This is a genomic window from Actinoplanes sp. NPDC024001 (assembly GCF_040638955.1).
In the GTDB taxonomy this organism is placed as follows: Bacteria; Actinomycetota; Actinomycetes; order Mycobacteriales; family Micromonosporaceae; genus Actinoplanes.
Window position 1 is genome coordinate 1 of sequence record NZ_JBEZZB010000253.1, and the last position, 10,261, is coordinate 10,261.

Annotated in this window: 13 protein-coding genes; 6 read left to right on the forward strand and 7 right to left on the reverse strand. The window is 72.8% G+C overall.

What is annotated here, in order from left to right; genetic code table 11:
- Positions 1–88 precede the first annotated feature (88 nt).
- Entirely contained in the window at positions 89–1,162 is a 1,074-nt protein-coding gene (locus tag AB0F81_RS48045) for a hypothetical protein (protein WP_360210589.1), read from the reverse strand.
- A 73-nt stretch (positions 1,163–1,235) separates the two neighbouring features.
- Positions 1,236–1,688, reverse strand: a complete 453-nt coding sequence (locus tag AB0F81_RS48050; protein WP_360210591.1) for a VOC family protein — start codon at positions 1,686–1,688, stop codon at positions 1,236–1,238.
- An 88-nt stretch (positions 1,689–1,776) separates the two neighbouring features.
- Between AB0F81_RS48050 and AB0F81_RS48055 the strand changes: the two genes are divergently transcribed.
- Positions 1,777–2,745 (forward strand): WYL domain-containing protein, encoded by a 969-nt coding sequence (locus AB0F81_RS48055; protein ID WP_360210593.1) that lies wholly within the window; start codon positions 1,777–1,779, stop codon positions 2,743–2,745.
- A gap of 17 nt (positions 2,746–2,762) precedes the next feature.
- On the forward strand, positions 2,763–3,230 hold the full coding sequence (locus tag AB0F81_RS48060) for a DUF1707 domain-containing protein (RefSeq protein ID WP_360210595.1): 468 nt from the start codon (positions 2,763–2,765) through the stop codon (positions 3,228–3,230).
- Between the two features lies 1 nt (position 3,231).
- Here AB0F81_RS48060 and AB0F81_RS48065 read toward each other — a convergent pair whose 3' ends face one another.
- On the reverse strand, positions 3,232–3,678 hold the full coding sequence (locus AB0F81_RS48065; RefSeq protein ID WP_360210597.1) for a MarR family transcriptional regulator: 447 nt from the start codon (positions 3,676–3,678) through the stop codon (positions 3,232–3,234).
- 103 nt (positions 3,679–3,781) lie between these two features.
- Between AB0F81_RS48065 and AB0F81_RS48070 the strand changes: the two genes are divergently transcribed.
- Positions 3,782–5,005, forward strand: a complete 1,224-nt coding sequence (locus tag AB0F81_RS48070) for an MFS transporter (RefSeq protein WP_360210599.1) — start codon at positions 3,782–3,784, stop codon at positions 5,003–5,005.
- 164 nt (positions 5,006–5,169) lie between these two features.
- On the opposite strand, the gene AB0F81_RS48075 is transcribed toward AB0F81_RS48070, so the two are convergent.
- From AB0F81_RS48075 to AB0F81_RS48085, 3 genes are read right to left on the reverse strand one after another with little or no spacing between them, the layout of a single operon-like run.
- On the reverse strand, positions 5,170–5,847 hold the full coding sequence (locus AB0F81_RS48075) for a helix-turn-helix domain-containing protein (RefSeq protein WP_360210601.1): 678 nt from the start codon (positions 5,845–5,847) through the stop codon (positions 5,170–5,172).
- A 58-nt stretch (positions 5,848–5,905) separates the two neighbouring features.
- The gene (locus AB0F81_RS48080) at positions 5,906–6,064 is read right to left on the reverse strand and encodes a hypothetical protein (protein ID WP_360210603.1); all 159 of its coding nucleotides are present in this window, start codon (positions 6,062–6,064) and stop codon (positions 5,906–5,908) included.
- Positions 6,061–6,690: a GNAT family protein gene (locus AB0F81_RS48085; protein ID WP_360210605.1), complete on the reverse strand. Its 630-nt coding sequence runs from the start codon at positions 6,688–6,690 to the stop codon at positions 6,061–6,063. Before AB0F81_RS48085 ends, AB0F81_RS48080 begins: the two co-directional genes overlap by 4 nt.
- A 253-nt stretch (positions 6,691–6,943) precedes the next feature.
- Between AB0F81_RS48085 and AB0F81_RS48090 the strand changes: the two genes are divergently transcribed.
- Positions 6,944–7,888: an FAD-dependent oxidoreductase gene (locus AB0F81_RS48090; protein WP_360210607.1), complete on the forward strand. Its 945-nt coding sequence runs from the start codon at positions 6,944–6,946 to the stop codon at positions 7,886–7,888.
- A 169-nt stretch (positions 7,889–8,057) separates the two neighbouring features.
- On the forward strand, positions 8,058–9,251 hold the full coding sequence (locus AB0F81_RS48095; protein ID WP_360210609.1) for a glycosyltransferase family 4 protein: 1,194 nt from the start codon (positions 8,058–8,060) through the stop codon (positions 9,249–9,251).
- Between the two features lie 24 nt (positions 9,252–9,275).
- Here AB0F81_RS48095 and AB0F81_RS48100 read toward each other — a convergent pair whose 3' ends face one another.
- Positions 9,276–9,506 carry a hypothetical protein gene (locus tag AB0F81_RS48100; RefSeq protein ID WP_360210611.1) on the reverse strand — a complete coding sequence of 77 codons (231 nt, stop codon included), beginning with the start codon at positions 9,504–9,506 and terminating at the stop codon, positions 9,276–9,278.
- 94 nt (positions 9,507–9,600) lie between these two features.
- Between AB0F81_RS48100 and AB0F81_RS48105 the strand changes: the two genes are divergently transcribed.
- Positions 9,601–10,002: a hypothetical protein gene (locus AB0F81_RS48105; RefSeq protein WP_360210613.1), complete on the forward strand. Its 402-nt coding sequence runs from the start codon at positions 9,601–9,603 to the stop codon at positions 10,000–10,002.
- The last annotated feature ends 259 nt before the right edge of the window (positions 10,003–10,261 follow it).

The following is a 10,261-nucleotide window of genomic DNA, read 5'->3' on the forward strand; positions in this document are numbered from 1 at the left end:
TCCGCCGCCGCTGCCTTCAACGATCCCGTGACTCCCACTACCGCAAACGACTCAGCACGCTCGGAAGCTACGAACCGCCGTAGCAGTACTAGTCGAGTTTCATGGTCGTGGTGGAGCCGGCCGTCTGGACGACGCTGAAGCTCTTGCTCTTGTCGTTGACCGTGAGTTTCGCGCCGGCGACGGACATGCGCAGGCCGCCGCTGGTGAAGCGGGCCGGCACCGGGACCACGAACTCGTAGGTGCCGGCCTCGTGGCGGTAGCTCCCGCTGATCGGGGCCATGCCGTCGATCCGCAACCCGCGGCTCGGGTCGAGCGTCACCTCGGCGCGGTCACCGTCGTAGCCCTTGCCCGGCACGGGGCCGGCCTGCACATGGACCTCCGCGCTGAGCCAGGCCTTGCCCTTCGGCGCGTAGCCGCGCCCTTCGATCCACGGCAGCCGCTTGACGATGTACGACTGGACGACGACCGCGTAGATCCGTCCGCCGGCGCGAACCCACGCGTAGTTGCCGATCCGTTCGGCGGCCCGGTTGGTGGTGTTCCACTGCTCGACGATCGTGTCGTACCGGCCGGGTTCGGCGTGGCGCAGGCCGGTCCGCATGTTCAGCGCCTGCCGGTGGCCGTCGTCACCGACCTCCAGCAGCACCGTGGTCTTCGGGGCGGCCGCGACGACGAGCAGGGCATCCTCCGCGGTCTCGCCGAGCGGGTAGGACGTGGTGCCGACCCGGACCGACGCCTTAGCCAGCGTGCCGTCCGTCTTGGCGATCACGAACTCGCGACCCGAGCCGGCCCGCAGGGTCACCCGCTCCCGGGTGCCCGGTGCCGGTGCCGGCGGAAACGTCCCGGCCTGCGCGGTGAGGTGCAGCGAAGCCACGTCGTCGACGGCGATCTCCGGGCGCGTCGCCACGTTCGCGATCGTGGCCTGGTAGCCCGGCCCGACGACCTCGTTGCCGAAGATCTCCGGCTTGCCGAGATCCAGCGTGGAGGGATCCTCGGCGAACCAGCCGGCGAAGGCCGCCGGAACGTCGTGGGTCGCCGCCACCAGGGTCGGCGTGACCGACGGTGCCGGCGAGGCGGTGGCCGAGGGGGCGGCCTGTGGTGTGGCGTCCTGCCCGCAGCCGGCGAGCAGGAGAACCGCGGTGGCGATCACGATCGTCTTACGCATGGGCATCAGTATCGATGTCCCGGCGACTCTCGTGGGGAGCGCGTGCCACACGCTCCCCACGAGAAGAGGGTTGTCAGCCGGCCACGTCCAGGATCCAGGTGATGCCGAACCGGTCGGTCAGTATCCCGAACGCGGGCGCCCACTGCGCGGGCCCGAACTCCTCGACGACGACGGCGCCGTCGGAGAGCTTCTTCCACAGGTCGCCGACCTCGGCCACGGTTTCCCCTCGTACGGAAAGGAAGAACGGCTCGCGGGTGAGCGTCATGCCGTGCTCGCGCCGGGTGGTGCCGGCCGGGCCGGCCTCCGCGCCGGCCTGGCTGGGAATGTCGTAGGCCATGATCCGGAAGCCGTTGTCCGCGCTGACCTCGCCGAACACGATCCTGCTCGCGTCCGGCAGTTCGGCCGGCATGCCGAAGTCGCCGTAGGTGACGGTGGTCAGCCGGCCGCCGAAGACGGACCGGTAGAACTCCAGCGCCGGCCGGGCGTCGCCCCGGAAGTTGAGGTGGGCGGTGGTGGCGATGCTCATGACGTGCTCCTTCGGAAGGTGACTCGGCAGCAAGGTTCGCAGCAGTAGGTGCCAGGTTGTGACACCTACTTTTGGCAGAGTGGGATCCATGCCGAAGACCTCCGCGCGCCTGCTGGCCCTGCTGTCGCTGCTGCAGACCCGCCGCGACTGGCCCGGCAGCCTGCTGGCCGACCGCCTCGACGTCAGCCTGCGCACCGTGCGCCGCGACGTCGACCGGCTGCGCGAACTCGGCTATCCGATCGCCGCCGCCAAGGGCCCGGACGGCGGTTACCGGCTCGGCGCCGGCACGGAACTGCCGCCCCTGCTCTTCGACGACGAGCAGGCCATCGCCCTCACCGTCGCCCTGCAGATCGCCGCCACGCGTACGGATGACGGCCTCGCCGAACCCGCCGCGCGGGCGCTGAACACCATCCGCCAGGTCCTGCCCGCCCGGCTGCGCAACCGGGTCGACGCCCTGCGCGTCACCGCCGTCGAGCGGCCCACCACCCGGCCCGCCGCGCCGGTCGACGGCGATGTGCTGCTGGCCCTCAGCGCCGCCGTCCACGCCCGGGAAACCCTGCGTTTCGACTACGGCGCCGACAGCTCACCGCGCCGCGCCGAACCGCACCACGTCATCACCTGGGACGGGCGCTGGTACCTGATCGCCTTCGACCTCGACCGGCAGGACTGGCGGACCTTCCGCGCCGACCGGATCACCTTGCGCATCCCCAACGGCCCTCGCTTCACCCCGCGCGAGCTGCCCGGCGGTGACGTCGCGGCCTACGTCACCGGTGTCTTCCGCGGCTCGACGGACAACTCCGGCCGCTGGCCGTGCCAGGGCACCGTCATCCTGGACCGGAGCGCCGCCGAGATGGCCCGCTACACCCGCGAGGGCCTGGTCGAGGACTTCGGTGACGGCCGATGCCGGCTCACCCTCGGCTCCTGGTCCTGGCCCGGCCTCGCCGCCGCCCTCGCCCGGTACGACGCCGACCTCGAGATCGTGGGCCCGCGGGAGCTCACCGACGCCTTCGCCCACCTGGGCGATCGCTTCCACCGTGCCGCCGGCGCCTTGAAGTGAATGACTAGGCTGTCGCCGTGTCTGGCTCCGAGGACGGCGAACCGGTCGACGGCGTGCCTGATCTGCTGATCGGGACCCCGGAGCGCGACTCGGCGCGGGAAGCGCTCGACGCGCACCTGGTCGAGAAGCGGCTCGATCCGGCCGAGTTCGAGCGGCGGGTGGAGGCGGTCGAGCAGGCGCGCACCCGGTCCGAGCTGATGCGGGTCTTCGCCGATCTTCCGGTGCCGCATCCCGAGTTGCCGGCGGCCGCTGCTGCGCCCGCCGCGCCGGAGGAGCAGGATCCGCCGCCGATCTTCCTTGCCGGGTGCCTGACGCTGACGCTCGGGCTGGTGGTCGCGGTGGTGCTGGGCTTCGTGTACGGGGCGTGGTGGGCGCTCGCCGTGCCGATCGCGGTCACCGTGGCGATGATCTACGTGGAGCAGGTGCGCACCGCGAATCGCGGGGACACGGGGGACAGCTCATCGCGTACCCCGGACGATCTTTGAGCTAGCCGGCGGCCCGGCTGCGGGCCTCGAACAGCTCGCCGAGCCCGAGGGCGAGGCCGGCGGCCTCGGCCGCGTCGCAGGACGCGAACTCCCTGGTCAGCACCGCGCGGTAGGTGGGCTGGGCCTCGGCGTGCCGGGCCCGGCCGGCGTCGGTGAGGAAGACGTTGATGCCCCGCCGGTCGGCCTCGCAGAGCCTGCGCTCGATGAGGCCCTGCTTCTCCAGGCGGCCGATGAGGCGGGAGAGGGCGCTCTGGGTGATCGGCACGACGTCGGCGATGTCCTGCACCCGCGGTTTCGCGTCCGGCGCGCACTCGGCCAGCTGATCAAGAACCTCGAACTCGTGGCGGCTCAGGCCGTGCTGCTGCTCCAGGGCCTGCTCCAGCACGTTGCCGATGCGGACCTGGCGGGCCGTCAGCTCCCGCCACTGGTCGACGACGGTGGGCTCCATGTCCCCAGCCTAATCCATGCGGCGGCAATAGATGGGCGTGCACTAGATTCCTCTGCATTAAGTTCTTGTGCATTAAATGCATGTGCACGTAACGTCGTCGGGCGTGAGCCTCAATCTCCGGCCGAGCGAGTCGGCCATCTGGTCCCGCAACTTCCGGTTCTACTTCACGGCCCGCAGCGCGGGCCTGCTCAGCTGGGCGATGCTGCCGGTGGCGGTCGCCGCCGGCCTGCTCAGCGCGGGGTACGGCCTGAGCACGGCCGGCTACGCGATGGCCTTCCTGGTGGGGCCGTTCGCCGCTCTGGTGCTCTTCGGTGGCGTCCTCGCCGACCGGTTCACCGCCCGCCGCATGATGATCGTCGCCGACCTGGCGAACCTCGCCGCCCACGTCCTGCTCGGGTGGTTGTTCCTCCACGGCATCGACCAGCTGTGGCATCTGTACGCACTGCTCGTGGTCGCCGGAACCGCCAACGCCCTGTTCCAGCCCGGCGCCTCCTCGACGGTCCCGCTGGTCGCCCGCGACGTGCAGGGCGCCAACGGCGTGCTGCGCACCTCCGAGGCCCTCACCGGTCTCGGCGGCCCGGCGCTGGCCGGCGTGCTGGTCGGGCTGGGCGCCACCGGCTGGGTCATGGTGATCTCCGCGATCGCCTACGGGATCAGCGCGTTCTGCCTGTTCACGCTCCGGCTCGGCGCGGTGCCCGCCCCGCCCGCCGGCCAGAGCCTGTGGCGCAACCTGGTGGTCGGCTGGCAGGAGTTCCGCGCCCGCAGCTGGCTCTGGGGCGTGATCGTGATCTGGATGTTCTTCGCGGTGCTCTCCTGGGGCCCGCAGCTGTCGGTGGCCGCCGGCGTCCTCGTGCCCGAGCACGGCGCACCCGCGTTCGGCCTGCTCAGCGCCGCCCTCGGCGCCGGCACCGTGGCCGGCGGCCTGCTGGCGATCCGCTACCGCCCGGCCCACCCCCTGGCCGCCGGCGCGGTGGCGATCCTGGCCTACCCGCTCTACCCGCTCGGCATCGTGCTCGGCTGGCCGGTCTGGCTGCTCGCCGTCGCCCAGATCGCGGTCGGCGCGGGCATCGGGTTCTGGGGTGTCATGTGGGCCACCAGCGTGCAGACCCAGGTGCCCGGCGAGGTGCTCAACCGGGTGCACGCCTACGAGGTGGCCGGGTCGGTCGGCATGTACCCGATCGGCAGCGCCCTGGCGGGCCCGGCTGTCGACGCGGTCGGCACCGACTGGGTCCTGCTGGTGGGCGCGGTGGTGGCCCTGCTCACCGCGGTGGGGCTGCTGGCTGCCCGCCCGATCCGCACGCTGGGCCGGGCGCCGCTGCGCGCCTGAGCGGGTCGGCCGGTCCCGGCGGGGCCGGCCGCGGACGTCTTTGCCGCGACCTGGTCCTCGGCCGGTCCCGGCGGGGGCCGCCGCGGGTTCCGGTCAGCCGGGCTCGACCGGTGCGGGTAGCGGGAAGAGCCGCAAGACGCGCTCGGCCACCGCTTGGCCCCCGCTCAGCCGGAGATCGCCCTCGTGGACCGCGACGTCGAGGGGCCGGCCGTCGTGAAGCAGGGCCGCCAGGGTGGCCGGGCCGGTGTCGAGGCTCGCGCCGGGCCGGACCGGTCGGCCCGGGTGACCTCCAGCCGGCCACCGCCGACGTGGACCTGGAAGTCCTGCCCGTCGACCGTGAGCGCGACCGTCGCGGTGAGACCGTCGGCGGCGGCCGGGCTGAACAGTGCTCGCAGCGACAGCATGAGCGAATCCACACCGATCGGGGCGTCGTGCCGCATGCCCGGGGACCGGCTGCCCCACCGGCCGAGGTGGCTGAAGACCGGCTCCAGCTCGAGGCCCCACGGCGTCAGCTCGTAGACCCAGGCGCTGGCGGGTGGCGGGGTCCGGTGGCGCCGCACGACACCGGCGCTCTGCAACTCGCGCAGGCGCTGCGACAGCATGTCGGCGTCGGCGCCGGGCAGGCCGGCCCGCAGATCGGTGAAGCGTTTCGGCCCCAGCACCAACTCGCGGACGACCAGCAGGGCCCATCGCTCGCCGAGCAGATCGAGGGAGTGGGCGACCGCGCACCCGTCAATCTGGGAGAGAACGCCGGCTGGGCCGGCCGTCTCCAGTCCGACAATCCCGATATCGTCGAAGCCGTCAAAGCGCTCAACAGCTGACGCCTGGGGCGGTGCAGCCATGCCTGCCTGGGCGTCGGGGTGTCCTGGATGTGCAGCGTGTCACCCCAGTCGGTGACCATCAGTGGCCGGTGACCGGCATGAGGTCGAAGGCCGCCTGCCAGCTGTGCAGCGCCCGGTCCGGTGGAACCCGCTGAACCGTGAGGGTGCCGCCTGGGCCGTACCCGATCGGCAGGCCGCCCGGCGGCGTGCCCGCGACGACCTGCGCGAGGTCGGTCATGCTGCCAGGCGTGCGTGGAGGCCCTGCTTCACCTGCGGCCAGTCGTCGTCGACGATCGCGTAGAGGACGGTGTCCCGCCACGATCCGTCGGCGCGGCGGCGGTGCTTGCGGAGCACGCCTTCCCGGATCGCGCCGACGCCCTCGATGGCGGCCTGTGACCGTTCGTTGCGGATGTCCGTGACCAGCGCGACCCGGACGGCGCCGAGGACCTCGAAGGCGAAGGTCAGCATCAGCAGTTTCGCCTCGGTGTTCATCCCGTTGCCCCACCAGCGCTGCCCGAGCCAGGTGTAGCCGATGGACAGCGTGCGCAGCCGGGGATCCGGGTCCGCGAACGAGGTGGTCCCGGCGAACCGGCCGGTGGCGACGTCGATCTGCGCGTACGGCAGGCGGGCTCCGCGTGCTCGCGCCGCGAGCGCGGTCAGGATGTGCCGGCGGGCGGCCTCCTCGTCGGCCGGCGGCGCGAGGGCGCCGGTCGGCGCGCTCTGCCAGCGGAAGATCTGTGCGGCCTCGGCGGGTGTGCCGGCCGCGGCCAGATAGGCCGGGGCGTGCTCGAGGGTCAACGGTTCCAGCCGGACGAGGCGTCCGGTGAGGGTGGGCATCGCGTACCAGAGATCGTCGTCCGCCACGGACGCATCATGGCATTGTGCGCCCGCAGAGATCGGGCAATTTCTCGCCGGGTGCGGGCGGGCGCCGGTTCTCCAGCCAGAATCCGTACGCGCGGAGATCGGCTTCGAGGCCGCCCGCCCCATAGGCGGCGTAGTCCCGTCCGCCCACCGGCCACGCAGGTACGTCTCCGGGCCCGGGGCGGCGACTGTCGGCATCGGATCCCAGTACATCGTCCACCCCTCGATCGGCCGCGTCACGCTATCGTGTGATCTTGTGGGCGGGGTGACTGTGGTGGGCGCCGGCGTGATCGGCCTGAGCGTGGCCCACGAACTGGCGACAGCGGGCCACCAGGTGCGGATCCTGGCCGCGCAGGAGGCGCCGGCCAGCGTGTCCGGCGTCGCCGCGGCGATCTGGTTCCCGCACGACGTCTCCCGTTCCACCGAGGTCATCGACTCCTCCGAGGTCACCTACCGGCGATTCCGGCAACTGGCCGACGACCCCGCCACCGGTGTGCACATGCGCGCCGGCACCGTCCTGTCGCGCCGCCCCGATCCGGACACGTCGTGGACCCGGGCGGTGCCGCACCACGAGCCGGCCGACCCGGCCCGCCTGCCGGCCGGCGCCACCGGCGTGCGCTGCACGGTGCCGCTGATCCAGACTGACGTCTACCTGTCCTGGCTGCGCGCCCGGGTGCTGGACCTCGGCGTCCGGATCGACACCGCCGAGGTCCGCTCGATCCCGGACGCCCTGCGGCACGGCGCACCGGACGCGCTGGTCGTCGCGGCCGGCCTGCGCTCGGCGGCGCTGCTCGGCGACGACGACGAGGCCTTCCCGATCCGCGGGCAGGTGGTGCGCCTGGCCAATCCCGGCCTCACCGAGTGGATCACCGACGAGGACAATCCGGACGGTCTCGCCTATGTGGTGCCGCGCCGGCACGACATCGTCTGCGGCGGCACCGGCGAGGCCGGATCCTGGGATCGGCAGCCGGATCCGCGGATCGAGGCCGGGATCCTGCGCCGGGTCCGGGCCCTGGTCCCGGAACTGGCCGGCCAGCCCATCCTGTCCCGCGCGGTCGGCCTGCGCCCGGCCCGGTCCAGCGTGCGGGTGGAGGCGGTGCCCGGTCACGACCGCCCGGTCTTCGCCTGTTACGGCCACGGCGGCGCCGGCTTCACCCTGTCCTGGGGCGACGCGGCCCGCATCGCGGCGTTCCTCAGCTGAGATACCGGCGGAACGCGGGCTCCGCCACCCGCGGTCCCGGAGGCCGGCCACACATGAACCCCGCACTCCGGGGACGGTTGCGAGGCGCGCTGTGCCTTGCTCACCGTGCCGAGCATGTCGACCATGGGTTAGTTCGGTGCGGATTGACCCCACGCCATAGGTTGGGCGGGTGAGGATTCGGTATGTCATCAACAACGCTTACGGGACCGGCGGCACCATCCGCACTGTCTTCAACCAGGCCAACGCGTTGTGCGGCGACCACGACATCGAGATCGCCAGTGTGTACCGGACGGCCAAGGCGCCCGCTCTGCCGCTCGACCCGCGAGTCCGGCTGGTCTCGCTCACCGACCTGCGCGACAACGGTCTGCCGTGGACCGAGGCCGGTGCGGCGCCGCCCCGGTTCTGGCGTAAGACGCGGCGCCTGCCCAACCCGCTGCCGCACCGGCGCGACCACCGGTACCGGCGGTGGGATCCGCAGGTCGACCTGCGGTTGATCCGCTACTTCCGGGCGCAGCACGACGTCGTACTGGTGACCACCCGCCCGGGGCTCAACCTGATGTCGGCCTGGTTCGCGCCGCGCCGGCTGATCCGGGTCGGGCAGGATCACATGAACTTCGCCGGCTACGGGCCCCGGCTGCAGGCGGCGATCCGGCGGGCCTATCCGCGACTCGACGCGGTGACCGTGCTGACCCGTGCCGACTACGCGGCATACCGGGAGGCCCTGGGCGATTCGGTGCGCCTGGTCCGCATTCCCAACGGCACGCCGGCGCGTCCGGACGTACCGGAAATCGCGCGTGGCCCGATCGTTGCCGCCGCCGGACGGCTGACCCGGCAGAAAGGCTTCGATCTGCTGATCGAAGCCTTCGCGCGGGTGCATGAGCGGCACCCGGACTGGCACTTGCACATCTTCGGCGCGGGCCGCTGGCGGCAGCGGCTGGCCGACCAGATCGAGCGGGCCGGCCTGCGGGGCGTGGTCCGCCTGCGCGGTCTGAGCCGCAACCTGGACGCCGAGCTGGCCCAGGCGTCGATCTTCGTGCTCAGCTCCCGCAAGGAGGGCCTGCCGATGGTGCTGCTCGAAGCGATGGGCGCCGGCCTGCCGGTGGTGTCGTTCGACTGCCCGACCGGCCCGGCGGAGGTGGTGGAGACCGGCGTCAACGGGGTGCTGGTGCCCGCCGAGGACGTGGCGGGCCTGGCCGGCGGGGTGGTCCGGCTGATCGAGAACAGCGACGAGCGCGCCGAGATGGGCCGGGCGGCCCGGGCGACCGCCGCGGGCTATGCGATGCCGGTCATCGCCGCGCAGTGGGAGAACCTGTTCCACGACCTGAAAGCCGGCGCCGGGGTCGCTCACACCTCGGGGGAGTGAGCCGGCCCCGGCGCCGGCGGTTCGTCAGGCGCCGGACCGGCGCTTGTCCTCCTCCAGATCGTCCCGGCCGACCGGAACGCCGTCGGAGTCGCGGGTCGCGCCGGCCAGATCGGCGCCGGCGCCGGAGCGGGCGGCGTCGGCCTGCGCGTCCGAGGTGCCGACGGTCGGCCCCTCGTCCACGGGCTGGCCCTCCTTCGCCCGTTCGGCGGCGAACGCCGCGGCGACCGGTATGCCTGCTGACTGGGGGTAGCTCATGGGTTCTCTCCTTTCGCCGATCGAGGGATACCCGGCGTCGGCCTGATGACAACTTGCTTCTGCGGTCCACTTCGGAGGTGCCAGGCTCATCGGTGTGCGCAGGCTGGCGCTGATCCTGGCCGCGACGTGTGCAGCGATCGCGCTGCCCGCGCCCGCCCGCGCGGCCGAGTCGATCGCGTTCCTCGACATGCGCCCGGCGGCCATCGACCTCGCCACCGCGCGGCTGGGGGAGCGCTGGCAGGTGCCGGTCCTCGACGGCCTGCCCGGCCGGGGACACCGCCTGACGCTCACGGTGGCGTTCCGCCCGGCCGGGGTCCTGCGGGTGGAGCGGCCGCTGCTGAGCCTGGACGAGGGTGAGGTCGGCACGTTCGTGCTGGCGTTGCGGCGGGCTCGGGCCGGATCCGGTGAGCACCGGCAGCGTCACCGTGCCGGGCGCCGCGGGCAGGGAAGCCTCCGGCCGGGTCGGTCTGCTCCGGCCTCGACAGCACGCTGCTGACCCTGCAGGTCCGTCGCGCCGACCGCCGATTCGCCGTCCTCGGCGGCGCGTTGGTGCTGTTCAGCGGCATGTCGGTGCTCTATTTCGCCAATCCGACCTTCGGCAGCCCCGGCGACTACCTTGCGGTGGCGTTGTGGGGCACCGCTTCGGCGAGGGGCTGACGCTGGCCCGCCCCTGATGCGCGTCCCGCGGGGCCGGGCGGTCAGGCCCCGATCGCGCGCAGCCGCTCGACCTCGCCGGGCGCAGGCGGCGGGCGAGG

What these genes read in the sequence shown, in the direction of transcription:
- AB0F81_RS48050 (WP_360210591.1), bottom strand. Translation starts at nt 1,688, where the DNA reads ATGAGCATCGCCACCACCGCCCACCTCAACTTCCGGGGCGACGCCCGG.
- AB0F81_RS48075 (WP_360210601.1), bottom strand. Translation starts at nt 5,847, where the DNA reads ATGGCTGCACCGCCCCAGGCGTCAGCTGTTGAGCGCTTTGACGGCTTC.
- AB0F81_RS48065 (WP_360210597.1), bottom strand. Translation starts at nt 3,678, where the DNA reads ATGGAGCCCACCGTCGTCGACCAGTGGCGGGAGCTGACGGCCCGCCAG.
- AB0F81_RS48045 (WP_360210589.1), bottom strand. Translation starts at nt 1,162, where the DNA reads ATGCGTAAGACGATCGTGATCGCCACCGCGGTTCTCCTGCTCGCCGGC.
- AB0F81_RS48055 (WP_360210593.1), top strand. Translation starts at nt 1,777, where the DNA reads ATGCCGAAGACCTCCGCGCGCCTGCTGGCCCTGCTGTCGCTGCTGCAG.
- AB0F81_RS48080 (WP_360210603.1), bottom strand. Translation starts at nt 6,064, where the DNA reads ATGACCGACCTCGCGCAGGTCGTCGCGGGCACGCCGCCGGGCGGCCTG.
- AB0F81_RS48100 (WP_360210611.1), bottom strand. Translation starts at nt 9,506, where the DNA reads ATGAGCTACCCCCAGTCAGCAGGCATACCGGTCGCCGCGGCGTTCGCC.